This is a genomic window from Enterobacter sp. R-1.6.2 (genome assembly GCF_035064085.1).
Classification (GTDB): domain Bacteria; phylum Pseudomonadota; class Gammaproteobacteria; order Enterobacterales; family Enterobacteriaceae; genus Enterobacter; species Enterobacter asburiae_B.
On the sequence record NZ_JASEYI010000002.1, the window covers coordinates 337,064 to 363,021 of the forward strand.

Annotated in this window: 21 protein-coding genes; 7 read left to right on the forward strand and 14 right to left on the reverse strand. The window is 60.1% G+C overall.

Annotated elements, in window-relative coordinates:
• Positions 1–109 precede the first annotated feature (109 nt).
• A complete protein-coding gene (locus QMN93_RS03515; protein WP_193138894.1) occupies positions 110–1,678 on the reverse strand; it encodes an ABC transporter substrate-binding protein in 1,569 nt (522 codons plus the stop codon).
• Between the two features lie 201 nt (positions 1,679–1,879).
• Between QMN93_RS03515 and QMN93_RS03520 the strand changes: the two genes are divergently transcribed.
• Positions 1,880–2,578, forward strand: a complete 699-nt coding sequence (locus QMN93_RS03520) for a GNAT family N-acetyltransferase (protein ID WP_126797006.1) — start codon at positions 1,880–1,882, stop codon at positions 2,576–2,578.
• A 33-nt stretch (positions 2,579–2,611) separates the two neighbouring features.
• On the opposite strand, the gene QMN93_RS03525 is transcribed toward QMN93_RS03520, so the two are convergent.
• The 8 genes from QMN93_RS03525 to betI all read right to left on the reverse strand — a co-directional run bounded on the left by QMN93_RS03525 (position 2,612) and on the right by betI (position 11,503).
• Positions 2,612–4,306 carry a thiamine pyrophosphate-binding protein gene (locus tag QMN93_RS03525; protein WP_193138895.1) on the reverse strand — a complete coding sequence of 565 codons (1,695 nt, stop codon included), beginning with the start codon at positions 4,304–4,306 and terminating at the stop codon, positions 2,612–2,614.
• A gap of 33 nt (positions 4,307–4,339) precedes the next feature.
• Positions 4,340–5,080: an SDR family oxidoreductase gene (locus QMN93_RS03530; protein ID WP_033144879.1), complete on the reverse strand. Its 741-nt coding sequence runs from the start codon at positions 5,078–5,080 to the stop codon at positions 4,340–4,342.
• A 276-nt stretch (positions 5,081–5,356) separates the two neighbouring features.
• On the reverse strand, positions 5,357–6,004 hold the full coding sequence (locus QMN93_RS03535) for an anti-sigma factor (protein ID WP_182383952.1): 648 nt from the start codon (positions 6,002–6,004) through the stop codon (positions 5,357–5,359).
• On the reverse strand, positions 6,001–6,555 hold the full coding sequence (locus QMN93_RS03540) for an RNA polymerase sigma factor (protein WP_069303790.1): 555 nt from the start codon (positions 6,553–6,555) through the stop codon (positions 6,001–6,003). Before QMN93_RS03540 ends, QMN93_RS03535 begins: the two co-directional genes overlap by 4 nt.
• Positions 6,556–6,598: 43 nt before the next feature.
• The gene (locus tag QMN93_RS03545; RefSeq protein ID WP_069303791.1) at positions 6,599–7,162 is read right to left on the reverse strand and encodes a fasciclin domain-containing protein; all 564 of its coding nucleotides are present in this window, start codon (positions 7,160–7,162) and stop codon (positions 6,599–6,601) included.
• Positions 7,163–7,751: 589 nt separating this feature from the next.
• A complete protein-coding gene (gene betA / locus QMN93_RS03550; RefSeq protein ID WP_193138896.1) occupies positions 7,752–9,416 on the reverse strand; it encodes a choline dehydrogenase in 1,665 nt (554 codons plus the stop codon).
• A 13-nt stretch (positions 9,417–9,429) separates the two neighbouring features.
• A complete protein-coding gene (betB, locus tag QMN93_RS03555) occupies positions 9,430–10,902 on the reverse strand; it encodes a betaine-aldehyde dehydrogenase (protein ID WP_193138897.1) in 1,473 nt (490 codons plus the stop codon).
• 13 nt (positions 10,903–10,915) lie between these two features.
• On the reverse strand, positions 10,916–11,503 hold the full coding sequence (gene betI, locus QMN93_RS03560) for a transcriptional regulator BetI (protein WP_024906969.1): 588 nt from the start codon (positions 11,501–11,503) through the stop codon (positions 10,916–10,918).
• A 128-nt stretch (positions 11,504–11,631) separates the two neighbouring features.
• Here betI and betT point away from each other — a divergent pair, with 128 nt between their 5' ends.
• From betT to nadS, 3 genes are all read left to right on the forward strand, one after another.
• Positions 11,632–13,665, forward strand: coding sequence for a choline BCCT transporter BetT (gene betT, locus QMN93_RS03565; protein ID WP_193138898.1), 2,034 nt, complete (start codon positions 11,632–11,634; stop codon positions 13,663–13,665).
• Positions 13,666–13,802: 137 nt separating this feature from the next.
• Positions 13,803–14,150: a type II toxin-antitoxin system RelE/ParE family toxin gene (locus QMN93_RS03570; RefSeq protein WP_193138899.1), complete on the forward strand. Its 348-nt coding sequence runs from the start codon at positions 13,803–13,805 to the stop codon at positions 14,148–14,150.
• 40 nt (positions 14,151–14,190) lie between these two features.
• Complete coding sequence (gene nadS, locus QMN93_RS03575) at positions 14,191–14,475, forward strand: NadS family protein (RefSeq protein ID WP_033144885.1); 285 nt, start codon at positions 14,191–14,193, stop codon at positions 14,473–14,475.
• 95 nt (positions 14,476–14,570) lie between these two features.
• Here the strand turns inward: nadS and entD are convergent, their stop codons facing one another.
• Complete coding sequence (gene entD, locus QMN93_RS03580) at positions 14,571–15,227, reverse strand: enterobactin synthase subunit EntD (protein WP_193138900.1); 657 nt, start codon at positions 15,225–15,227, stop codon at positions 14,571–14,573.
• A 110-nt stretch (positions 15,228–15,337) separates the two neighbouring features.
• Positions 15,338–17,578 (reverse strand): TonB-dependent siderophore receptor, encoded by a 2,241-nt coding sequence (locus QMN93_RS03585; RefSeq protein WP_033144887.1) that lies wholly within the window; start codon positions 17,576–17,578, stop codon positions 15,338–15,340.
• 146 nt (positions 17,579–17,724) lie between these two features.
• Here QMN93_RS03585 and fes point away from each other — a divergent pair, with 146 nt between their 5' ends.
• The 3 genes from fes to entF are packed head-to-tail and all read left to right on the forward strand — an operon-like array spanning position 17,725 to position 23,001.
• Entirely contained in the window at positions 17,725–18,924 is a 1,200-nt protein-coding gene (fes, locus tag QMN93_RS03590) for an enterochelin esterase (protein WP_193138901.1), read from the forward strand.
• Between the two features lie 10 nt (positions 18,925–18,934).
• Positions 18,935–19,147, forward strand: a complete 213-nt coding sequence (locus QMN93_RS03595) for an MbtH family protein (RefSeq protein ID WP_032662857.1) — start codon at positions 18,935–18,937, stop codon at positions 19,145–19,147.
• Entirely contained in the window at positions 19,144–23,001 is a 3,858-nt protein-coding gene (gene entF / locus QMN93_RS03600; RefSeq protein ID WP_193138902.1) for an enterobactin non-ribosomal peptide synthetase EntF, read from the forward strand. Before QMN93_RS03595 ends, entF begins: the two co-directional genes overlap by 4 nt.
• A gap of 88 nt (positions 23,002–23,089) precedes the next feature.
• On the opposite strand, the gene fepC is transcribed toward entF, so the two are convergent.
• From fepC to fepD, 3 genes are read right to left on the reverse strand one after another with little or no spacing between them, the layout of a single operon-like run.
• Positions 23,090–23,890, reverse strand: coding sequence for an iron-enterobactin ABC transporter ATP-binding protein (fepC, locus tag QMN93_RS03605; protein ID WP_193138903.1), 801 nt, complete (start codon positions 23,888–23,890; stop codon positions 23,090–23,092).
• Positions 23,887–24,876, reverse strand: coding sequence for an iron-enterobactin ABC transporter permease (gene fepG / locus QMN93_RS03610; protein ID WP_127353338.1), 990 nt, complete (start codon positions 24,874–24,876; stop codon positions 23,887–23,889). Before fepG ends, fepC begins: the two co-directional genes overlap by 4 nt.
• Positions 24,876–25,880 (reverse strand): Fe(3+)-siderophore ABC transporter permease, encoded by a 1,005-nt coding sequence (gene fepD / locus QMN93_RS03615; protein WP_193138904.1) that lies wholly within the window; start codon positions 25,878–25,880, stop codon positions 24,876–24,878. The genes fepG and fepD overlap by 1 nt, the downstream gene beginning before the upstream one ends.
• Positions 25,881–25,958: the final 78 nt, after the last annotated feature.

Below are 25,958 nucleotides of genomic sequence, written 5' to 3' on the forward strand. Positions count from 1 at the left end.
CCCCCTCTCCCTGTGGGAGAGTGCGGGGGTGAGGGGGAACAGGTGGCTCTGTTGCACGATGTTGCCCTCACCCCAACCCTCTCCCACGGGAGAGGGAGAAGGAGAAGGGCTACTTCGTGACGCGATCGTACCAGACCATATCCGCGTTCAGCCCCTGCTGATACCCCTTCACGTTATCGCGCACCACGATCTGGGTTTTACCCTGATCGACAAATACGTACGGCGAATTCTGCTGCAGCTGCTCCTGCATCTTCTTGTACAGATCCAGACGCTTCGCCGGATCCGGCTCGGCTACCGCCGCCAGCGTGGCTTTGTTCAGCTCCGGGATTTTCCAGCCGTTCAGCCCGGCCACGGTGCTGGATTTACCGTCGTTCCACGCGAAGGCGCTGGCGTTAGAGTGCGCGTCGAAGTAGTCCGGGATCCACAGACGAATCGCCGCCTGATGCTGCTTTGCGCGCACGCGGGCATAGACCTGGCTCCCGGCGGCAGGCAGCAGATCGACCTTCACGCCACCCTGGGCAAAGCTCGCCTGCATCGACTGGGCGATGGTGATAAACGGCGGCTTGTTCTCCACGTCCAGCGTGAAGTGCGCGTCCTTAATGCCCGCTTTGGCGAGAATGGCTTTCGCTTTTGCCGGGTCAAATTTAAACGGGTTGTCTTCCAGCGCGCCCGGCAGGCCGACCGGCAGGAAGCTCTGATGAACAAAGTACTGGCCTTTCAGCAGATTTTTGGTGATGCCTTCATAATCGACCAGCCAGCGCGAGGCTTCCCAGAACGCCGGGTTGTTCAGCAGCGGGTTGGCGCTGTTGCCGGTGTTAAACACCAGGTAATTTTGCTCGGCGGACGGAATGCTCAGTACCTTCACGCCCGGCTTGCCGTCCAGGGCGCTTATCTGGTCTGCTCCGAGATCGCGCGCCACGTCCGCATCACCCTGCTGGATCAGCAGGCGGCGTGAGGCCGGATCGGGGACGTTTTTAATGATGATGCTTTTGAGCTTCGGCGCGCCGCCGGGTGCAGATTCGTTGGCTTCCAGCACGATGGCCTGATGCGGCTGATAGACGCGCATTTTGAACGCGCCGCTGCCCGCCGAGTGCATTTTCAGCCACGCGTTACCGAAGTCGTTATCCTTCACGTTTGCCGCGACCTGCTTTTCATCGACGATGGAGGCGATCGGCGTGGAGAGAATATTCAGCGCCACCGACGGGCTAACGTCCGCCGTCCAGTGAAGCTGGAGGGTATGATCGTCCACCTTTTTCAGCTGGCTGGCGATGTTACTCGCGTCCCAGCCCAGCACGTTCAGAATAAAGGCCGGGGATTTGTTGAGCGTCACGGCGCGGGTGTACGAGAAAATCACGTCTTCCGGGCGCAGCGGGTTGCCGGAGGCGAATCTGGCATCGGGCTTAAGTTTGATCGTCAGCGTTTTTGCTGCCGCGTCCGCTTCCCAGCTTTCTGCCAGAATCGGGGTGATTTTTTCCGGGTTATCGCGGTCCGGCTGTATCAGACGCTGATACAGGCTCGGCACGGTCTGGATGCTGGAAAGCTCGTTGGCTTCGGCCGGGTCGAGGCTCACGATGTCATCCAGCCCCTGGGCGACAACCAGCGTGTTGGGCGGAGTAGCGGCGTGGACAGCGCCTGAGAGCGCAGCCAGCACCAGTAACGGCAACAGTTTTTTCGTCATAGCGATCCCTGAGAAGAATATATTGTGATTGTTTTATGCTCCGCTACGTTAGGTCGACTCTGACATTCCGCAAAGTCGAAATTCAGCTTTGCTTATATCTTGCGGGAATATCGCATGCGCTTGGGCTATTAAAATGTGCTGCTTTTCGCCCGCTTTTTAACCTGCTATAACAAACTCCTTACCTTTCAGGGAGTCACCGCCGTGCCCGAAATCAATCAACATGGTCAAACCGTTAACGATATCGTTCCAGACTGGAGAGGCGCGCGCGTATTAACCCGCACGCCGCTGTTCGGCCAGTATTGCCGCCTGGAGCCGCTGGATGCCGATCGCCACGCGGCCGATCTCTACGAGGCCTACGCGCTGGGCGACGACAGCGACTGGACGTGGCTTGCCAGCACGCAGCCAGCGAGCGTGGAAGCCACCGCCCACTGGATCGTGGCTAAGGTGATGGACGATGAGCTGGTGCCGTTTGCCGTCATTGATTTACGCACCGAACGCGCGGTGGGGCTGGTGAGCTATATGGCTAACGAGCGGCTGCTGGGGTCAGTGGAGATCGGGCACGTGACCTGGTCGCGCAGGATGAAAGGAACCCGGATGGGCACCGAAACGGTGTGGCTGCTGCTGAAAAATGCGTTTGAGCACGGCTACCGGCGCGTCGAGTGGAAGTGCGATTCCATGAACGTTGCGTCACGCAATGCGGCGGAGCGGCTGGGGTTTGTCTGGGAAGGACGCCTGCGCCAGAAGCTGGTGCGCAAAGGGCGCAACCGCGACAGCGATATGCTTTCTATTATTGACGGCGAGTGGCCGCAGCGCGATGCCGAACTGCGCGCCTGGCTGGCGGCGGAGAATTTTGACGGAGAAGGGCGGCAGATTAAGCGGCTTGAGGCGTTTCGGTTATAAGTGTTTTATGTAGGGTACATCTGAAACGGTCGATCAATCTGCGGAAATGGCAATTTCAATCAAATTGGTTTTTCCTGACTGTAGCCCCTGCGTCACCGCCGTGGCGATATCCGCGGCCTGGGTCACCCGGCAGCAGCGGATACCCATCGTGGTGCCCAGCGACTGGAAATCAATTCGCGGGTTAATCAGATCCATCCCGATAAAGCGACCCAGCTTTGTCGAACTGTAGCCCGGCTGTCCTTTCATGAAGTTTTTCAGGATGTTGTACTCCAGGTTATTCATCACGATAAAGGTGACGGGCAGATTTTCGTGCGCCGCCGTCCAGAGCGCCTGCGGCGAGTACAGGGAGGCGCCGTCGCCAACCAGACACACTACCGGCTCGCGCCCCAGCCCCAGCGAGTGACCTACTGCTGCAGGCATTCCCCAGCCCAGACCGCCGCCGCGCATAAAGTAGTAGCGCGGGTGCTGCTGGTCGGAGATAAACCGGCGAACGTGTCTGGCCGTTGCAATCGCTTCGTCGACAATCGTGGTGCCCGGCGGAACGGACTTTATCACCTCGTAGGCCGCGACCATCGGCGAAATCGCCGGGCGCAGCCGCTCGGCTGCCAGACGCTCTTCCTGCAGTTGCCACTCTTTTTCACGTTCAGCGCGTGCCGCTTTGAGCAGACGCTGATGCGTCAATTTGCTTGCCACCCGGCGCTGCTCAAGCTTCGGCAGCAGTTCCTTCAGGGAGAGTTTTATATCCCCCATCACCGAGAGGCGCGTGGCGTAGGTGCGTCCCAGCTCGTTCATATCCGCCGAGAGCTGATACACCGCGCAGGTTTCCGGAATGGCCTCGCCCTCGCTATACAAAATGGTAATCAGGCTTCTGCCGCCGATGATAAACACCGCATCGTAGGCATTAACGACGCTGGCGATTTCATTTGCGGTGGTGGGCATATTGCCTCGCCATAGCGCGTGCTGCGTGGGAAAGGGCAAATTCAACGGCCAGGAGGAGCCGTAGACGTGGGCGCCGAGCGCTTCAGCAAGCTGGACAATCTCCTGCGTCGAGCCGCTGGAGTGAACTTCATCCCCCGCCACAATCATGATCCTGCCGGGGGTAACTGCGCTTAGCGCCTGCGCCAGCTCGTCCAGCGAGCCCGCCACTGTGTGGTAGTTCACTTTAGAGGTCGTTTGTATCCCGGCGTCGCTCAGCTCTTCCATCACGTTCATTGGCAGGGATAGCAGAACCGGACCCGCGGGAGGGTAGCTGGCGGCATGAAACGCCCGACGCACCAGCACCGGAAGCTGGTCGGCGCTGGTGACCTCCTGCGCCCATTTCACCACCGGTGATCCAATGGAGACTATGTCATCATACAGGAGCGGGTCGCGCACGTAGTGACGGGTATCCTGCTGCCCGACGGTGACAACCAGCGGCGTTTTCATGATCCGCGAGTTAATGAGATTCCCCATCCCGTGTCCAAGACCGCTGGCGGTATGCAAATTGATAAAACCGGTCTTGCCGGAGGCTTTCGCGTAGCCGTCGGCAATGGCGACCACGCTGCTCTCCTGGAGTGCCAGAATATAGTGAATATTTTCATGGCGAAGAAGGGCATCAATGAGCGGGAGTTCGGTGGTGCCGGGGTTGCCAAAAATATATTCCACACCTTCACTCTCCAGCACTTCAAGGAGAATATCGGCACCCGATCGCATATTTAAGTCTGACAGGGACGTTAATGATTTAATCATAATGACACCTCATTCAGCGTTATTTAACTCATGCTAAAATTCTTCCTGCGTAGGACGGACTATTATTTCATTTACATCAACGTCGCCAGGCTGTTCGATAGCAAATAATACGGCTCTGGCAATCGACTCTGCCGGAATAGCCTGCTTATAAAATTCATGCAGGAACTGTTTGCTCGGGGCATCAGAGCTGCCAAACTGCAGCTCGCTTTCAACGGCGCCGGGGGAAATAAGGGTCGTCCGAACGGTTTTCCCCGCTTCCTGACGTAAGCCTTCACTCAGGGCGCGGACGGCGAATTTCGTGGCGCTGTACACCACGCCGCCGGGGGCAAGGACCTTGATACCCGCCACGGAGGCCACGTTAATAAAGTGTCCGCTCCCCTGACGCTGGAATACCGGAAATGCCGCTGCGATACCGTACAGCACGCCTTTAATATTGGTATCGATCATCCGGTCCCACTCGTCGGTTTTCAGCTCGCTGAGGGGGGCAATCGCCATAAAGCCCGCGTTGTTGATCAGCACGTCGACGCGCTGGTATGCGGCAACGGCAGCGTCAATCGCGCGCTGAACCTCCTCCTGTCGGGTCACGTCCGCCTTCACGGCAATCGCCTGGCCGCCTTGCTGAATAATGCGATCTACCAGGGCGTTAATTCTCTCCAGACGACGGGCAACCAGAACCAGAGAAAAAGGTTTATTTGCCAGATGAAGGGCAATGGCCTCACCAATACCGCTGCTGGCACCGGTGATAACAACAACTTTGTTTGCACTATTATTCATGATCTTATCTCACTGTTGTATGATTCAAAATAAATAAAAATAAGGGAGCGGTTTAAGAATTTTTGAAAATTCTTAAACCGCTCGTTTTTGATATATTCTGTATCTGGAATGAAATAATGCTCGCTTAAAACTTAATGGAGTGCGGAAGAAAATGTCAATGACGTTTTTTAATAATTAAATTAATTGCAAGCTTAATATTTAATTCTTATATGTAACAATCATATGAACAGAATAAAATTTGGTGACCCCCGCGGCCCTGCGAACAAGGCCGGAGGATTAAATCTTGCCGCTGTACAGCACGGGGCCGGTGGGTTGACCGGTGGGTGACCCACCTTCGGGCTCGAGGCTTATGGCTATCATCGCGTCAGGGGTAAGGGTGTTGTTCCTGAGGGCAACATGAGTCGGTATATCACGTTGCAGCAGCCCAAGGGATATCGGGGCCTTACCGGCAGGAATAAGCCAAAGCTGCAGGCTGTTTTGCGCCGCAATAGCGTTCGGTCTGAGCGGGGTGATGCTCAGATACTGGCGGCGGCTGTCCGCACTGACGATCCATTGCCCGTGCTGTTGGGCATCGTTGAGCACCATCAGCGGTGCGAGTTCCGGCGTGCGGGTGGAATACCAGGTCACGACGGTAACGGCGGCGAGGCCGGCCGCGACCATCCAGCCGAGATAGGGCCGGCTTTGGCGCAAAGGCTTTTTCGGTGGCAGATCGAGGGCGATTCTCTTCCACACCGTCTCGGGTGGGTGAACGGGCGCGAGATAACTGTCGAGCGAGCTGAACATTTCCTGCCAGTACGCCACGCGGGCAGCCAGACCGGGCTCAGCGGCAAGCCTTTTCTGGAACTGAAGCCGCGCCACTCCGCGCAGGGTGCCGAGGGCATATTCTGCAGCCAGCATGTCATCGCGTTTTTCGCTGTCATTCATAGGCCCACGCACTCCCGAAGATGATCCATCGCGCGGCGGATCCAGCTTTTTACCGAGCCCACGGGCTGCTGGAGCCAGTCGGCAATGTCGCTGTGGGACATGCCCTGATAGTAGGCGAGCGTAATGCTCTGGCGCTGTTCCTGACTCAGATGCTCCAGACAATGCCTGAGTCGTGCTGCCTGCGCGTCATCGTACCAGTTGTTTTGCTCATTGTTTTCGCTAAGCAGACTCTCTTCGGAATACGACTCCTCGCGGGCGGCAGCCCGGGTTTGCCCACTGCGCAGCCAGTCAATACAGCGGTTGCGAACAATATGCGTAAGCCAGGTCATCGGAGAGCTCAGGGCGGCGTTATAGGTGTCGGCTTTACTCCAGACGGTGACAAAACAGTCGTGAAGGATCTCTTCTGCCCAGGCGCGATGGCGCAGCATGCGCAGCGCGACGGCAAACAGATGCGGTGAAGTGAGTCGGTAAAGTTGTTCAAATGCGCGGCGATCGCCGTTTGCGACCGCCTGCATTAATTTCAACTGCTGTTCAGCCAGCGCGTTATCCATGTTTTTCCCGGAAGGCAACGTCACACTTCCGAAGTATAGACAACTACTTAGGCATCAGGACGGTATCGATCACATCGATCACGCCATTTTTCTGATGGACGTCATAGGTGCTGATATTCGCCACGTTACCTTTACCATCCTTGAGCTGAATATTGTGCGGGCCGTTACTCATGATCCACAGCGGTTGACCGTTAACGGTTTTCAGCTCCGCGTGGCCGCCGCCCTGTTTAATTTTCTGCTCCAGCGCTCTCATATCGTAATTACCCGCAACCACGTGATAGGTCAGGATACTGGTGAGCAGCGCTTTATTTTCCGGCTTCACCAGATTGTCCACCGTACCCGCAGGCAATTTTGCAAACGCCGCATCGGTTGGCGCAAAAACGGTGAAGGGCCCTTTGCTCTGCAGCGTCTCCACCAGCCCGGCCGCTTTGACCGCCGCCACCAGCGTGGTGTGATCTTTTGAGTTCACGGCGTTTTCAACAATGTTTTTGCTCGGGAACATTTCCGCTCCGCCCACCATTACGGAGCCAGACGTCATGGCCGCTGATGCGCCTGCACAGAAGAGCAAGGCGCTGGATACGAATGCAACACTGAGTAGCTTTTTCATCATTTATCCTCGGATTAAGGAGCAAAGGCGTTGCTCACATACTCACATACGAGGGCAGGGTGGAAACTGGATGCAGGCAAATGAAAATAAATTTTGGGCGGGGTAGGTTAATCCCCTCTCCCCTATGGGCTGAGGGGGCACCACAAAGTAATGCCAGCACGGAACAGTCCCCTCGCCCCTCCGGGGAGAGGGTTAGGGTGAGGGGAACATACAGCTGTAGTGGTCATTCCGTTCACTTTATGTTCCTTGCTACTCTGTAACCCCGTAACCGGTGAACGTGCCAGGGTGGCTCAGTCGCCACCACCCTGGCGACCCGGGCTCCCGGCGGTAAATCGCCGCTTCGCGGTGCCCTCGGCGTATTCCTTCCGGCTTATCGGGGACGGGCGGAGGTAACGTCCCTGTAAAGCCCGCCCTCTCGGCGCATCCATGCGCCTCGCCCCGGCCGGAAGGCAAACGCCTCAGCGATTTACAGCCGGACCAGGGCATCGCTGAAAGGCTTCAGTCGTTCTTAAACAACGTTATTGCTGCTTAAAAATTACTGGGGATCCCTCAGCCTATGGGGAGAGGGCCAGGGTAAGGGGAAATACCCTCAGCGTCGAACCGGCGCCCCATTCGCCACATAATACGCCGCCGTGCTCTTCGCCAGCGGCTCGCGCCCGCGGATGGCGTCGGCAATCTTCTCGCCAATCATGATGGTGGTGGCGTTCAGGTTGCCGGTGATGATCTGCGGCATGATCGACGCATCCACGACGCGCAGCCCTTCCAGCCCGTGAACGCGGCCTTCGCCGTCGACCACCGCCATCTCGCCGTAACCCATCTTGCAGGTGCCGCACGGGTGGAAGGCGGTTTCCGCGTGGTTGCGCACGAACTCGTCCAGCTGCTCGTCGGTCTGGCATTCGACGCCCGGGCTGATTTCGCGACCGCGATATTTGTCCAGCGCGGGCTGGTGCATGATCTCGCGGGTGATGCGGATAGCGTCGCGGAACTCCTGCCAGTCCTGCTCGTGAGACATATAGTTGAACAGGATCGCCGGATGCTGGTGCGGATCGCGCGACTTGATGCGCACGTGCCCGCGGCTTGGGGAGCGCATGGAGCCAACGTGGCACTGGAAGCCGTGCTCTTTTACCGCGTTCGAGCCGTTGTAGTTAATCGCCACCGGCAGGAAATGGTACTGAATGTTCGGCCATTCGAACTCCTCGCGGCTGCGGATAAAACCGCCCGCCTCGAAGTGGTTGCTCGCGCCCACGCCGGTGCCGCCAAACAGCCACTCGGCGCCAATCTTCGGCTGGTTCCACCACTGCAGGGCAGGGTAGAGAGAGACGGGCTCTTTGCATTCGTACTGGAGGTACATCTCCAGGTGATCCTGCAGGTTTTCGCCCACGCCGGGCAGGTCGTGCACCAGCGGAATATCGAACTGCTTCAGCAGCTCCGCGTTGCCCACGCCGGAGCGCTGGAGGATCTGCGGGGAGGCAATCGCGCCCGCGCACAGCAGCACCTCTTTATTCGCCGTCGCTCTGGACGGGATAGTGCTTTCGCCCTCCAGCCACTCGACGCCCGCCGCGCGCTTGCCGTCAAAAATAATATGATCGGTCATGGCGTGAGTGCGGATGGTCAGGTTCGGGCGCTTTTTGGCCTGGTCCAGATAGCCGCGCGCGGTGCTGGCGCGTCTGCCCTGCGGCGTGACCGTGCGGTCCATCGGGCCGAAGCCCTCCTGCTGATAGCCGTTGAGATCGTCGGTGCGCGGGTAGCCCGCCTGCACGCCCGCCTCCACCATCGCCTCAAACAGCGGGTTCACGCCCGGCTTAGAGGTGGTGACGCTCACCGGACCGTCGCCGCCGTGGTAGTCGTTCGGCCCCACGTCGCGCGTCTCGGCCTTGCGGTAGTAGGGCAGGCAGTTGAGGTAGCTCCAGTGCTCAAGGCCAGATTCTTTCGCCCAGTTGTCCAGATCCATGGCGTTACCGCGCACGTAGCACATGCCGTTGATCAGCGACGAGCCGCCCAGACCTTTGCCGCGTCCGCACTCCATGCGGCGGTTGTTCATGTACGGCTCTGGCTCGGTTTCATACGCCCAGTTGTAGCGCTTGCCCTGCAGCGGGAACGCCAGCGCGGCGGGCATTTGGGTGCGGAAGTCAAAGCGGTAATCCGGCCCGCCCGCCTCAAGCAGCAGAACGGTGGTATTCGGATCTTCAGTCAGTCGCGTTGCCAGTACGTTGCCGGCAGAGCCGGCCCCGATAATGATGTAGTCAAATTGCAAATAAACCTCCCGGTTAAAATATGGACTGGAATTTACCCATCTCAACCTGGATGGACTTCACCTGGGTGTAGCTCTGCAGCGTCATCACGCCGTTCTCGCGGCCAATGCCGGAGTGTTTATAGCCGCCGACCGGCATCTCTGCGGCGGATTCACCCCAGGTGTTGATCCAGCAGATGCCCGCTTCAAGCTGATGAATAGCGCCGTGCGCGCGGTTCAGGTCGGCAGTGACGATGCCCGCCGCCAGGCCGTAGTCGGTGTCGTTGGCGCGGCGAATGGCTTCTTCTTCGCTTTCATAGGTGAGGATGGACATCACCGGGCCGAAGATCTCTTCGCGCACGATGGTCATCTCGTCGGTGCAGTCGGTGAACACGGTCGGGGCAACCCACGCGCCGTTATCGAAACCTTCGCCCTCCAGCGCGTCGCCGCCGCACAGCACGCGCGCGCCTTCCTCTTTGCCTTTGGCGATGTAGCGCAGCACGCTGTCGCGGTGCGGGAAGCTGACCATCGGGCCAAAGTTGGTGCGTTCATCGAACAGATCGCCCGCGCGGATGCGGCCCACGCGCTCAACGATTTTCTGCTCAAACGCGGCCTTGAATTTCGCGGGTATGAACACGCGGGTACCGTTGGTGCACACCTGGCCGGAGCTGAAGAAGTTCGCCATCATGGCGATGTCCGCCGCGAGATCCAGATCGGCGTCGTCGAAAATAATCAGCGGGGATTTGCCGCCCAGCTCCATCGTCACCTCTTTCAGGGACGAGGCCGCCGAGTTGGCCATTACCTTCTTGCCGCTGGCGACGCCGCCGGTGAAGGAGACTTTGGCGATGCCCGGATGCTCGGTGAGGTACTGGCCGGTCTCCGCGCCCACGCCCGGCAGGACGTTAAATACGCCGTCCGGAACGCCCGCTTCGGTGTAGATCTCCGCAAGCTTCAGGGCGGTGAGCGGTGTCACTTCGCTCGGCTTGAAGATCATCGCGTTGCCCGCCGCCAGCGCCGGGGCGGATTTCCACAGGGCGATCTGGATCGGGTAGTTCCACGCGCCGATGCCCGCCACCACGCCCAGCGGCTCGCGGCGGGTGTAGACGAATGAGGTCTCACGCAGCGGGATCTGGCTGCCTTCCAGCGCCGGGATCAGCCCCGCGTAGTACTCCAGCACGTCCGCGCCGGTGACGATGTCGACGGTGGAGGTTTCGGAATACGCTTTACCGGTGTCGAGGGTTTCCAGCTTCGCCAGCTCGTCGTTGCGCTCGCGCAGGATATCAACGGCGCGACGCAGAACGCGCGAGCGCTCCATGGCGGTCATCGCTGCCCAGATTTTTTGCCCGCGTTTTGCGCTTTCCACGGCGCGGTCGACGTCTTCGCGCCCGGCGGCCTGTACGCTCGCCAGAACTTCACCGTTGGCCGGGTTGATGGTCTCGAAGGTGCGACCGCTGGTGGCGGAGGTATAACCACCATTGATATAAAGCTGCTGTTCTGCCATTCGGGACATAAATTCTCCTCGGTTATTCGGTCGGTAAATGCTGGCTGATAAAGTGGCTGGTGAGCGACTGCGCCAGGGTCTTATCCAGCGGCTTGCCGCTCAGCGCGGCGCGCAGCCACAGCCCGTCGATCAGGGCCGCCAGGCCGTAGCCCGCCTCTTCAGCCTGCTCGCGCGGCAGCTCACGGCGGAACTCGTACACCAGGTTTGACAGCAGGCGGCGGCTGCTCACCTGCTGCAGGCGGTAGAGCATCGGCTGGTGCATGCTGCTCGCCCAGAAGGCCAGCCAGGCCTTCATTGCCGCGCCGCTGGTCTGGGTTTCATCAAAATTGCCGCCGACAATGGCCTGCAGGCGTTGCTCCGCGCTGGCGTCCGGCAGGGCGCGTAAGCGGCTCAAAACCGCGTCGCGCAGCTGGCCGGTAATGTCGCGCATGGTCGCTTCCAGCAGACCGTTTTTGTCTTTGAAGTAGTGACTGATGATCCCCGTGGAAACGCCCGCCCGACGGGCGATCTGCGCGATCGTCGCGTCGTGCATTCCCACTTCATTTATTGCTTCCAGCGTGGCGTCGATAAGCTGCCTGCGCCGGATCGGCTGCATCCCCACTTTGGGCATTTTTGCCACTCCATTCATCAGCGTTGGTAATACATTAAAGCGGTTTTTGATTGGACGTTCAATATAAAATGTGTCTTAATTGTTGCGGATTTGGATTTCAATAGTTACAAAAACAGTGGGGATACTGGATGACAGACCTTTCACAAGACAGAGAAAAAGACAAAATCAACCCGGTCGTTTTTTATACGTCCGCCGGGCTGATTTTGTTGTTTTCCCTGACGACCATCTTCTTTCGTGATTTTTCTGCCGAGTGGATTGGGCGCACCCTGAACTGGGTGTCGAAGACCTTCGGCTGGTACTATCTGCTGGCCGCGACGCTCTATATCGTCTTCGTGGTCTGCATTGCCTGCTCGCGCTTTGGTTCCGTGAAGCTCGGGCCTGAGCAGTCCAAGCCCGAATTCAGCCTGCTGAGCTGGGCCGCGATGCTGTTTGCCGCCGGCATCGGCATTGACCTGATGTTCTTCTCCGTGGCCGAACCGGTCACGCAGTATATGCAGCCGCCGGAAGGGGCGGGGCAGACGATGGAGGCCGCGCGCCAGGCGATGGTCTGGACGCTGTTCCACTACGGCCTGACGGGCTGGTCGATGTACGCCCTGATGGGCATGGCGCTCGGATACTTTAGCTATCGTTATAATTTGCCTCTCACCATCCGCTCCGCGCTGTACCCGATCTTCGGTAAAAAGATTAACGGGCCGATTGGCCACAGCGTCGATATCGCGGCGGTGATCGGCACCATCTTTGGTATTGCGACGACGCTCGGGATTGGCGTGGTGCAGCTCAACTACGGGCTGAGCGTGCTGTTTGATATCCCGGATTCGATGGCGGCCAAAGCGGCGCTGATAGCGCTGTCAGTGATTATCGCCACCATCTCGGTGACGTCGGGCGTGGATAAAGGCATCCGCGTGCTCTCCGAGCTGAACGTGGCGCTGGCGCTGGGCCTGATCCTGTTCGTGCTGTTTATGGGCGATACCTCGTTCCTGCTCAATGCCCTAGTGCTCAACGTGGGCGACTACGTAAACCGCTTTATGGGCATGACGCTGAACAGCTTCGCTTTCGACCGCCCGGTAGAGTGGATGAACAACTGGACGCTGTTCTTCTGGGCGTGGTGGGTGGCGTGGTCGCCGTTTGTCGGCCTGTTCCTGGCGCGTATTTCGCGTGGCCGCACCATCCGCCAGTTCGTGATGGGCACGCTGATAATCCCGTTCACCTTTACCCTGCTGTGGCTGTCGATTTTCGGCAACAGCGCGCTGCATGAGATCATCCACGGCAATGCCACCTTCGCGCAGCAAGCGATGGCGCACCCGGAGCGCGGCTTCTACAGCCTGCTGGCGCAGTACCCGGCGTTTACCTTTAGCGCCTCCGTGGCGACCATCACCGGCCTGCTGTTCTACGTCACCTCGGCGGATTCCGGCGCGCTGGTGCTGGGTAACTTCACCTCGAAGCTCAAAGATATCAACAGCGATGCGCCGAACTGGCTGCGCATCTTCTGGTCCGTCGCCATCGGCCTGCTGACGCTCGGCATGCTGATGACCAACGGTATCTCGGCGCTGCAGAACACCACGGTGATCATGGGCCTGCCGTTCAGCTTCGTCATCTTCTTCGTGATGGCCGGGCTGTATAAATCGCTCAAGGTGGAAGACTATCGCCGCGTCAGCGCCAGCCGCGACACCGCGCCGCGTCCGATGGGCGCGCAGGACAGGCTGAGCTGGAAGAAACGTCTCTCGCGCCTGATGAACTACCCGGGCACGCGCTACACCAAACAGATGATGGAGACGGTCTGCTTCCCGGCAATGGAAGAGGTCGCGCAGGAGCTGAAGCTGCGTGGAGCCTACGTGGAGCTGAAAAACCTGCCGCCGGAGGAGGGCGAGACCCTGGGGCACCTGGATCTGCTGGTGCACATGGGCGACGAGCAGAACTTTGTTTATCAGATCTGGCCGCAGCAGTATTCGGTACCCGGGTTTACCTACCGGGCGCGCAGCGGGAAATCGACCTACTACCGGCTGGAAACCTTCCTGCTGGAAGGGAGCCAGGGGAATGATTTGATGGACTACAGCAAGGAGCAGGTGATTACGGACATTCTGGACCAGTATGAACGGCACCTGAACTTTATCCATCTGCACAGGGAAGCGCCGGGAAATAGCGTGATGTTCCCGGATGTCTAAACGGATTCTTAAATAACAATATGTCTGTATATAAATACAGTTATTCAATGCGATATTACTCATGGAAGAGTCATATTGCAGCAAAAGCCTGATGCTGAAGCATTCAGGCTTTTGCTGCATCAGGGAAGGAATCATGCATGAGCCACGCGATAGAATTTATCGAAACATCACTTTTTACCCGGCAGTTCAAAAATATTGCTACGGATGATGAATTAAGGGATCTCCAAAAGGAACTCATTGCCTGGCCTCATAAAGGCGATTTGATCCAGCATACAGGCGGGCTACGTAAAATAAGAATGGCTGTTGGCTCAAAGGGAAAAAGCGGCGGGGCCAGAGTCATCTACTTTCTGGCTACTGAAGAGGTGATTTTTTTCCTCATGGCCTATCCAAAAAGCATGAAGGACAGCCTAAACGATGTAGAGAAAGCCGAACTCAGAAAACTCACGTCTATTCTCACCAATAGCGCTTCCAGTTCCGTTAATTAAAGGTGTACTATGTACTCCATCAGGCAAGAAGGGGCAGGCAATGAGTATCTTTGATGAACTGAAGGCTTCGCTTGAAGAGGCAGCCGAGATCCAACGTGGTAAGAAAACGCCATCACGAGTCACTCGCTATGAAGTCGCGGACGTTCGGGCGATAAGAGAGCAGTTAAATGTCACTCAAAGCGAAATGGCGAAGGCTCTGGGTACAAGCGTTGATACGATTAAAAGCTGGGAGTCGAAACGGCGAAACCCAACGGGATTAGCGGCGAAAGTGCTAAATGTGATTAGAGATAATCCCGCGTTTTTCAGAGCGCTTGCGGGGCAGTGAGCTGATATCTATCTGTACAATTTATGCCGGGTGGCGGCGATGCCTTACCCGGCCTACAACACCGCTTTACCATAGGCCTGATAAGCGTAGCGCCATCAGGCTTTTAGCAGCGTAAACACGCTCGTATCATTATTCTGCCAGATGAGGATGAAGCGTTTACCCTCAGGATAGTCTCCAGCCGGGTTCGAAAGCGCCAGCGTGATTGTTTTTTCCGTTAACTCTGTGACTCTCGCCCACTCAAACCCCATGTAAGTATTTGCCTTTGGAAAGAGCGCCTTAAACAAACTCTCTTTGGCGCTAAATGCCAGCGTCAGCGCCAGCGCAAAAGGGTAGCCCGAGTGCGTCAGGCATATCGCTTCCTGCGCATCAACGATGCCGTCCTGGATTTCGCGGGCTTCTTGGTCTGGAAGAATGGCTTCGCAATCAATACCTACGAGCGCATCTTGATGACGGACGGCAACCGCCATCGCCTGCGTGCCGCTGTGGGTAATGCTTCCCGAAACCCCTTCCGGCCAGAGCGGTTCGCCGCTGGGGCCGATGCCGGGGATCGCGCGTTCATTTATCGCACCGAGCGCATGCGCGGCGGCGATGCGGCCTGCCAGATGCTCGGCTTTGCGTTTGCGTCCGGCGTTTGAAAGTTCAGCGTAGTGGGGGAGCCAGAGAAGGTCGGCGTCGGTGAAGGTGGTGGGGGCGAAGGTGACGTTGTGGACGGTGTGGCCGGCAAGAATGAACGTGGTGTGGGTTGTGTGCATGTTTTTTCCCTTCAGAATTGTGCGGCCTGATGCCCTCACCCCGGCCCTCTCCCACGGGGAGAGGGAGCAAACACGAAAAACGGCAACTCAGTTGCCGTTTTGTTTTTACCTTAGAAGCGCGTATTCACGCTCATGTACCAGGTGCGACCCGGCTCATTATACGTATACGCTCCAGCACCGTACATATACGCACCGGTGGTGGCATTTCCGGTCGTCTGGGCATTACCCGCGCGCCACTGACGCTTGTCGAAGACGTTATCCACGCCGCCGGTCAGACTAACGTTTTTGGTCATGTCCCAGGTCGCGCTCAGGCCAACGATGCTGTACGGACTGATTTCGTCTTTCTCAGACCCGGTCACCGGCTGACCTTTGTAGTTGTACTTCTTCGGCTGCTGCTTGCCGTACCAGGTAAAGGTCGACTGGAGCGACACGTCCTGATGAACCTGCCAGCTCAGGGTCGAGTTCAGCGTGTACTCCGGAATGATCGACAGACGGTCACCGGTCTCCTTGTTCTTGCTCTGCAGCATCCAGGTGATGTTGTTGGTCCAGTTGATTGTGTCGCTGACCGGCACGTTCAGGGAGCCTTCCAGCCCTTCGACGACCGCTTTCGGAACGTTTTCCCACTGGTAGATATCCGTCTGCACTTTACCGGAAGAGGTGTGACCGATCGGCGCGTAGCCCGCTTCAATCTTGTCACGATAGTCGTTGCGGAACCAGGTCACGCCCGCCAGCCAGCCGTCGCGTTTCCACTCCAGACCAATCTCTTTGTTGATGCTGGTTTCGGCTTTCAGGTCGTCGTTGCCCATCATGTAGCAGCCCACGCCGTCCGAGCTGGCGTAGCAGCCCTGGCCTTTGCTGTAGAGCAGGTAGTTCGGGTTGGTCTGGTAAAGGCTCGGCGCTTTATAGGCGCGCGCGATCCCCATCTTCAGCGTGAAGTCATCGCCCAGACCTTGCGAAAGGTTCAGGGACGGGCTCCAGTTGTTGCCGACGATGGTGTGGTGATCGAAGCGCAGGGCAGGGGTCAGCATGGTGCTGTCGGTCAGCTCCATGTTGTTTTCGGCGAACAGGGAGAAAATCTCCGCCGAGGTGTACGGGCTGCGGTCGTTGCTCATGCCCGGAACGGTGCCGCCCTGCAGGGTTTGCGTAAAGGAGGTGGAGTCCTTCATGCGCTGCTGGTTCCACTCGGTGCCCAACGTCAGGTTCTGGTTGACGAGGAAATCAATCGGCAGGTTGATCTCGCTGTGCAGCATCACGTCGGCCAGGTCGGTGTCGGTGAATTTATTGCTGTTGAACAAGCCTTCCGTCCCGCCCGCCAGACCTTCGCCCAGGCGGGAGTTGCGGGTGTGTTCGTACTGTGCCCAGCTGCTGGTGGTGATGCCGTTATCCCAGCCGCCGTTCCAGGTCACCGCGAAGTTCTGGCGGTAGATACGGTTAGTCTCTTTGCCGTAATTTTTCTTCACCAGCGCGCTGTCGTTGTTGGTGTTCTGCGTGTCGCCTGCGTAGAGGTTGTTCTGGCGGCTGTAGCCCGCCTCAAACTCCAGGGACTGCATGGGCGCGAAGTCCCAGCGCACCACGCCGTTGATGTCTTTGTTTTCCACGCCCTCGCGGCCAGCCGGCAGGGTGTTGGCGTAGGCACCGGTACGATCGGACTGGTGGCCCTGGTTGATATCCCACGCGTCGGCCTGGGTTTTATCGAGGTTACCGAACATGCGGAAGCTGAAGTCGCCGCCCAGGGGGCCGCTCAGGCTGAAGTTGGTGCGCCTGGTGGAACCTTCGTCCTTATGTTCTGGCGCGTTCAGGTAGGTGTTCCAGGAGCCGTGCCACTGGTCGTCGAATTTTTTGGTGATGATGTTTACCACGCCGCCTGCCGCGCCGTTGCCGTAGCGCGCGGCTGCCGGACCGCGGATCACTTCAATGCGCTCGATCATCTCCGGCGGCACCCAGCCGGTATCGCCGCGGGTGTCACGCTCGCCGCGCCAGCCCAGACGAATAGAGTTGCGGCTGGTGACCGGCTTGCCGTCGATCAGGATCAGGGTGTTTTCCGGGCCCATGCCGCGAATGTCAATCTGACGGTTGTTGCCGCGCTGGCCGCTGGTGGAGTTCCCGGTGAGGTTAACGCCCGGCATGGTGCGGATGATTTCCGCCACGTCGCGCGCGGGCGGGTTTTTGCGGATCTCGTCGGCGGTGATGGTCGACACGCCCGGCGCCTGTAAATTCTGCTCGGCGGCAGTGATCACCATCGTATCTTCGTGCTGCGCAGAGGCGGTGTTGTCGTCTGCCATGGCGGGCAGCGCGACACCATAAATCCCTAAATTGACCAGCAAGGCCAGAGAGTGAATCTTCTTATTCATTGTACGTCCCGCTTTTATGGTTATTTAATGAGCGCGCTTCCCACAGCGCGGGCATTACGCTATTGCAAATGCAAATAGTTATCAATAATATTATCAATAAAATTTGCTCTGAAACAAAAAAGACTGTGAAACATGGGGTTATAAGGGTGACGACGTTAACAACCGGAAGTGAAGCGTGGTGGCAGTCGAAAAACGGACCTGAATGGGAACGTCTGAAGGAGAGCTGTCGCGTCACCTTCTGGTGGCGGGATCCTGCAGGAACGCAGAAAACCTCATTGGTCAAACGCGTCTGGCTCTACGTTACCGGCGTGACCGATCACCATCAAAATGCCCGCCCGCAGTCCCTCGAGCGCATTCCTGATACCGACGTCTGGCAGTGGCAGGGCGAATTCAGCCCCGAGTGGCGCGGGAGCTACTGTTTTATCCCTTCTGTAAATGAAAACGATTTTGCCGATACCGTGTTTGAAGGCGAGCTGCCGGACCGCATGGCGCTGCGCGAAGGCTGGCGCAAGCTGCTGCCGCACGCGGTTTCCGACCTGCTGAATCGGCAGAGCTGGCGCGGCGGGCGCGGTCATGCCGTTTCTGCGCTGGAGATGCCGGACGCGCCCGTTCAGCCCGGCTGGGACCGTCCCGATACGCCGTATCAGCCGCCGGTCTGCATTGAGTGGAACAGCGAGCGTCTCAACAACCGTCGGCGCGTGTGGATTTTTACCCCCGGAGATGACTGCCCCGAGCGCCCGCTGGCGGTGCTGCTCGACGGGCAGTTCTGGGCCGAAAGCATGCCCGTCTGGCCTGCGCTGACGTCGCTCACCACCGGGCGCCAACTGCCCCCTGCGGTCTACGTATTAATCGATGCGATCGACATGGAACACCGCAACCGCGAATTGCCCTGTAACCCCGATTTCTGGCTGGCGGTACAGGAAGAACTTCTCCCGCTTGTAAAACATCTCGCCCCCTTCAGCGACCGCGCCGACCGTACCGTGGTGGCGGGCCAGAGCTTTGGCGGACTCTCTTCGCTTTATGCTGGCCTCAGCTGGCCGCAGCGTTTTGGCTGCGTGCTGAGCCAGTCCGGCTCGTACTGGTGGCCGCACCGCGGCGGGCAGCAGGAAGGATGCCTCATCGAACAGCTCAGAGCCGGTGAGCTGACCGCGAGCGGGCTGCGTATCGTCCTCGAAGCCGGGCGCAACGAGCCGCTGATTTTCAATGCCAATCAGGCGATTTACGCCGAACTACACGCGCAGCAGCAGGTTACCTGGCGTCAGGTTGACGGCGGACACGATGCGCTTTGCTGGCGCGGTGGGCTGACGCAGGGGCTGATGACCCTCTGGCAGCCGCTCATTCAATAACGGAGTCTGTATGGAATTCAGCAATCCTTTCGATAATCCGCAGGGACAGTTCGCCATTTTGCAAAACGACCAGGGGCAGTACAGCCTGTGGCCGCAGCAGTGCGAACTGCCGGCGGGGTGGCGCGTGGTGTGCGAAGCGCAGTCTCAGGAGGCGTGCCAGCAGTGGCTGGCCGGGCACTGGCGCACGCTTGAACCGTCCCATTTTGCGGAGGGGAGCGCATGAACCGTCTTCCTCTCGTTGCCGCCCAGCCGGGTATCTGGATGGCGGAGCAGCTGTCCACGCTGCCAAACGCCTGGAGCGTCGCGCATTACACCGAGCTGAAAGGCGATATCGACGCGCCATTGCTGGCAAAAGCCATCGCTGAGGGCATGATGCAGGCCGATACCCTGCGAATGCGTTTTGCCGAGGAGAACGGCGAGGTGTGGCAGTGGGTGGATGACACCCTCATTCTGCCGGATCCGTCCATCGTTCGCGTTGACGACCACGCGGCCGCCGTGGCGCTGATGGAGGCCGATCTCCACCAGAACCTGCGCGTCGACAGCGGTCAGCCGCTGGCGTTTCACCAGCTGATTCAGGTGGGTGAAAGCCACTGGTACTGGTATCAGCGCTATCACCATCTGGTGGTGGATGGCTTCAGCTTCCCGGCCATTACCCGCCAGATCGCCGCGATTTACGCCGCGTGGAAAAAGGATGAACCGACTCCTGACTCCCCGTTTACGCCATTTGCCGAAGTGGTGGAAGAGTATCAGCGCTATCGCGACAGCGAGGCGTATCAGCGCGACGGCGCCTTCTGGGCGGAGCAGCGCAGGCAGCTTCCTTCTCCGGTCTCGCTCTCTTCCGCGCCGCTGCCGGGACGCGCCGCCACTACCGATATCCTGCGCCTGAAAATCACCGCCGACGGTCGCGCCTTTAGCCAGCTTGCGCAGGCGGCAGGGCAGGCGCAGCGTACCGATTTGGCCCTTGCGCTGGTGGCGCTGTGGCTGGGCCGCCTGACCGGAAGGCTGGACTACGCCGCCGGGTTTATCTTTATGCGCCGCATGGGCTCCGCCGCGCTGACCGCGACCGGGCCGGTGCTCAACGTCCTGCCGCTGGCGGTGAATATCAATCCGCAGGAGAGCCTGCCGGAGCTGGCGCTGCGCCTGGCCAACCAGCTGAAAAAAATGCGCCGCCACCAGCGCTACGACGCCGAGCAGATCGTGCGCGACAGCGGGCGTGCCGCAGGCGAAGAAGCCCTGTTTGGCCCGGTGCTGAACGTGAAGGTGTTTGATTATCAGCTGGATATCGACGGCGTGGAGGCCATCACCCACACGCTGGCCACCGGCCCGGTGAACGACCTTGAGCTGGCGCTGTTCCCGGACGAACAGGGCGGATTGAGCATTGAGATCCTCGCCAGTAAGCAGCGTTACGATGAGGCGACGCTTTCCCGTCACGTCGCGCGCCTGAACGCGATGCTGATGCAGTTTGCGGCCAACCCGGACCTGCGCTACGGCGAAGTGGAAACCGTTTCAGAGCAGGAATACCAGAGGCTTGCGCGCATCAACGATACCGGACTGGCGCTGCCGGCCACCACGCTGGCGGATCTGGTGGCGGAGCAGGCGAGCAAAACGCCGGACGCCCCCGCGTTGGCGGACGCGCATATTGAGCTCAGCTACCGCCAGATGCGCGAGCAGGTGGTTGCGCTGGCAAACCTGCTGCGCGCGCGCGGCGTGAAGCCGGGCGACAGCGTGGCGGTGGCCCTGCCGCGCTCGGTGTTCCTGACGCTGGCGCTGCACGGCATCGTCGAGGCCGGTGCCGCATGGCTGCCGCTCGACACCGGCTACCCGGACGACCGCCTGCGGATGATGCTCGAGGACGCGAAGCCATCCCTGCTCATTACCACCGACGAGCAGCTTCCGCGCTTTAGCGATCTGCCGATTACTGCCTTTAGTTACAACACCCTTTTACCGGCTGCGGATGTAAAACCGCTGCGACTGGCGAAGCCGGAGCAGACGGCTTACATCATCTTTACCTCCGGTTCGACGGGGCGTCCGAAAGGGGTGATGGTTGGCCATACCGCCATCGTTAACCGCCTGAAGTGGATGCAGGACCACTACCCGCTGGACGCGACGGACGTGGTGGCGCAGAAAACGCCGTGCAGCTTTGACGTGTCGGTGTGGGAGTTCTGGTGGCCGTTTATCGCCGGGGCGAAGCTGGTGATGGCCGAGCCGGACGCGCACCGCGATCCGCAGGCGATGCAGAGCTTCTTCGCGCAGTACGGCGTGACTACTACCCACTTCGTGCCGTCGATGCTGGCGGCGTTTGTCGCCTCGCTGAACCCGGAAAACGTCGACTGCTGCAGGACGCTTAAGCAGGTGTTCTGCAGCGGCGAAGCGCTGCCGACCGAGCTGTGCCGCGAGTGGGAGCAGCTCACCCGTGCGCCGCTGCACAACCTCTATGGCCCAACCGAAGCGGCGGTGGACGTCAGCTGGTATCCGGCGTTTGGCCCCGAGCTGGCGGCGGTGGAAGGCAACAGCGTGCCGATCGGCTTCCCGGTGTGGAACACGGGGCTGCGCATTCTGGATGCGATGATGCGCCCGGTGCCGTTCGGCGTGGCAGGGGACCTTTATCTCACCGGGATTCAGCTGGCGCAGGGGTATCTGGGCCGTCCGGACCTCACCGCCAGCCGCTTTATTGCCGACCCGTTCGCCCCGGGCGAGCGGATGTACCGCACCGGCGACGTTGCCCGCTGGCTGGACAACGGCGCGGTGGAATATCTCGGCCGCAGCGATGACCAGTTAAAAATCCGCGGACAGCGCATCGAGCTGGGCGAAATCGACCGGGCGATGCTGTCGCTGCCGGACGTGGCCCAGGCCGTGGCGCACGCCTGCGTGTTCAACCAGGCGGCAGCCACCGGCGGCGATGCCCGCCAGCTGGTGGGGTATGTGGTTTCCGAATCCGGCTTACCGCTGGATCGCGACGCGCTGATGGAAGCACTAAAAGCACAGCTGCCGCCGCATATGGTGCCGGTGGTGCTGCTGCAAATCAGCGCGCTGCCGCTCAGCGCGAACGGCAAGCTGGATCGCAAGGCGCTGCCGCTGCCGGAGCTGACGAGTAAATCCTCCGGCCGTGCGCCGGAGACGGAAACCGAAGTCGCCGTCGCGCAGGCGTTTTCCGCCCTGCTGGGCTGCGAGGTCAACGACATCGACGCCGACTTCTTTGCCCTCGGCGGACACTCGCTGCTGGCGATGCGCCTGGCGGCACAGCTTAGCCGCGAGTTCGAGCGCAAGGTTACGCCGGGGCAGATTATGGTCGCCTCCACGGTGAGCAAGCTCAGCGCGCTGCTGGACTCGCAGATGAGCGACGAGCAGGCGCAGCGACTGGGGTATGAAACCCTTCTTCCGCTGCGCGAAAGCGACGGCCCGACGCTGTTCTGTTTCCATCCGGCGTCCGGCTTTGCCTGGCAGTTTAGCGTCCTGGCACGCTACCTCAGCCCGCGCTGGTCCATCGTCGGCATTCAGTCGCCGCGTCCGGACGGTCCAATGCAGCAGCGTGCGGATCTGGATGGGGTGATTGAGCATCACCTGGCTACGCTGCGTAAGCAGCAGCCGCAGGGGCCGTATTACCTGTTCGGCTATTCCCTCGGCGGCACGCTGGCGCAGGGTATTGCCGCCCGTCTGCGCGAGCAGGGTGAAGCGGTGGCCTTCCTCGGCCTGCTGGACACCTGGCCGCCGGAAACCCAGAACTGGTCGGAGAAAGAGGCCAACGGCCTCGACCCCGAGGTGCTGGCGGAAATCGAGCGCGAGCGTCAGGCGTTTATCGCCGCCCAGCAGGGTCAGGGCTCCAGCGAGCTGTTTAACGCTATCGAGGGCAACTACGCCGACGCGGTGCGGCTGCTCACCACGGCGCGCAGCGCACGCTTTGACGGCAAAGCGACGCTGTTTGTCGCCGAGCGCACGCGAACGATGGATCCGCAGGTCGCCTGGGCGCCGTGGGTGGCGGAGCTTGAGGTGTACAGCCAGGACTGCGCCCACGTGGATATCATTTCACCGCAGGCGTTTGAGAAGATAGGGCCGGTGTTGAGGGAGATATTGGGGTAGTGATTTCCCCTCACCCTAACCCTCTCCCCAACGGGGCGAGGGGATGCTTTGCTCCCTCTCCCTGTGGGAGAGGGCCGGGGTGAGGGCATCAGACCGCACGCTTGCCCAGCGGCACCACCAGCGGCGTACCCGCCACCGGATCGTCAATAATCATGCAGCGCATGCCGTAGATCCGCTCGATCAGCTCCGGCGTCACAATCTCCTTCGGCGCACCCTGCGCCACAATCTCACCGTCTCGCAGGGCAATCAGATGCGTGGCGTAGCGGCACGCCTGGTTTAAGTCGTGCAGCACCGCCGCCAGGGTATACCCCTGCGTGCGGTTCAGCTCGCTCAGCAGCTCCAGCAGGTCAATCTGATGGCTGATGTCGAGCCAGGTTGTCGGCTCGTCCAGCAGCATGATCGACGTTTCCTGTGCCAGCACCATCGCGATCCACGCCCGCTGACGCTGCCCGCCGGAGAGGGTGTCCACGCTCTGCTGAGCAAGATCGGTGATGCCCGTCGCCTGCATCGCGCGGTTCACCGCCTCGTCATCCTCTTTGCGCCAGCGGGTAAACAGCGGCTGATGCGGATAGCGTCCGCGCGAGACCAGCTCCTGCACCGTGATGTCGCCCGGCGTGGTGGCGTTTTGCGCCAGTAGACCGATGCGCCGTGCTACCTCTTTGCTGGCGAAGCGCTGGATCTGCTCCCCGTCGAGGAACACCCTGCCCTCAGCCGGCGTCATCAGGCGGCTCAGGGTGCGCAGCAGGGTCGATTTGCCGCAGCCGTTCGGGCCGATAATTGCCGTAAAGTGGCCGTCCGGAATGGCGACGGATAAGTCACGGGCAATGATTTTTTTGCCGTAGCCGAGGGTTAAGTTTTCGCCGCGCAAGCGGGTGGTTGAATCAGTCATTTCCTGCGTGACTCCTGAACGAGCAAGACGATGAGGTAAATCCCGCCGAGGCTGACGGTCACCACGCCCACCGGCAGTTGATAAGGCATAAACAGCCGCTGGGCGCAGAGATCGGCGGCCAGTAGCAGCAGCGCGCCGCACAGCGCCGCCTGGGTTAATCCCCAGCGCGCCGTGCCGCTAAGTCGCCGGGCGATGTGCGGTGCCACGAGGGCGATAAACGAGATTGGCCCGGCAATCGCGGTGGAGGCGGCGGTCAGCAGTACGGCGACCAGCATCAGCATCAGGCGCGAGCGCTCGACGCCCACGCCCAGCGCGCAGGCGCTGTCGTCGCCCATCTCCAGCAGACGCATGCGCCGCACCAGCAGCAGCGCGCCGATAAACATCAGCAAAATCAGCGGCGCGGCGGGCCAGGTTTTGCCCCATGTCAGGCCGTTGAGCGATCCGGCGTACCACAGCCCGGCGGAGAGCGCGGTTTCCAGCGAGGCCTGCAGTAAAAGCCAGGTGTTAAAGGCCATCAGCATGGCGCGGATGCCGATCCCGATGATGATCAGGCGAAAGGTGTCGATACCGTTGCGCCAGGCCAGCGCCCAGATCAGTAATGACGTCAGAATGCCGCCCGCCATCGCCGTAAAGGTAATGGCCGTCAGGTGCTGACCAAACAGCACCATCGCCACCAGCACGCCGCTCCAGGCCCCGGTGTTGAGGCCCATCACGTCCGGGCTGCCGAGCGGGTTGCGCATCAGCGACTGGAAAATCGCACCGCTCACGCCGAGCGCCGCGCCAACCAGAATCGCCATCGCCACGCGCGGGAGACGCCACTCCGTCACCACCATGGTGATGTTGCGAGGCGCGCTGCCGAGCAGGGCGTTAAGCACCTGCGCAAAATCGAGCGTCACCGCGCCGCTGCGCAGGCTCCAGACCGCCAGCAGCAGAATGGCAATACAAAGCAGGCATACGCTGGTGAGTAAACGACGGGACGGGGCCATCATGCGTCACCTCCGCGTTTACGGCGTACCAGGAAGATCAGCACCGGCGCGCCGATAAAGGCGCTGACCACCGAGACGCGCAGCTCGCCGGGCACCAGCAGGCGACCCAGCACGTCGGCAAACAGCAGCAGGGCAGGGGTTGCCAGCAGCGTGACCGGCAGCGACCAGCGGTGATCCGCTCCCACCAGCCAGCGCGCCATGTGCGGCATCATCAGACCGATAAAGGCTATCGGGCCGACCGCGGCGGTCGCGCTGCCGCACAGCACGGTGATGGCGAACAGACCAATCAGCTGCGTGCGCGCCACCCGGTTGCCGAGGGCGGTCGCGGTGTCGCTGCCGAGGCTCAGGCTGTTGAGCGACCGGCTTAAAAACAGCGCCACGGCGGCAGCGATAATGACCGGGATCGCCACCACTTTTAGGGTTTCAAGGGTGCGGATATCGAGCGAACCGGCCTGCCAGAAGCGCAGCTGGTCGTAAACGTCCGGGTTGAGCAGGGCGATGCCGTTGGACAAGCCTTCCAGCACCGCCGCGAGCGCCACGCCCGCAAGCGTCAGGCGTACCGGGCTCAGCTGCCCGCCGCCCTGGCTGCCGGTAAAGGCGACCACCAGCGAGGCGGCCAGCGCGCCGCAGAAGGCCATTACCAGCTGTTCGGAGGGTGACGTCAACCCGAACAGCGCCGCGCCGAGCACGATGGCAAAGCTGGCGCCGGAGTTAACGCCGAGAATGCCGGGGTCCGCCAGCGGGTTACGGGTAAGGGTTTGCATCAGGGCGCCGGCAAGGCCCAGCGCGCCACCGGCCAGCAGTCCGGCAAGCGTGCGGGGCAGTCGGGCGTCGAGCACGATGACGCAGTCGGCGCTCTGGCAGGTGCCGGAGAGCGCATCAACGATAACGGACGCGGGCAGCGGCTTCGCGCCGACCAGCAGGCTGAGTGCAGTCGCAAGGATCAACAGCAGCAATAAAACGGGCACGGCAACGGCGCGCACCGAAGAAGAGGAAAACGACATAGCAACATCCATGATTTGATAATGATAGTGATTATCGTTATCTATCTTATTTGGCTATGTTAGCATGTGCGCCCATGG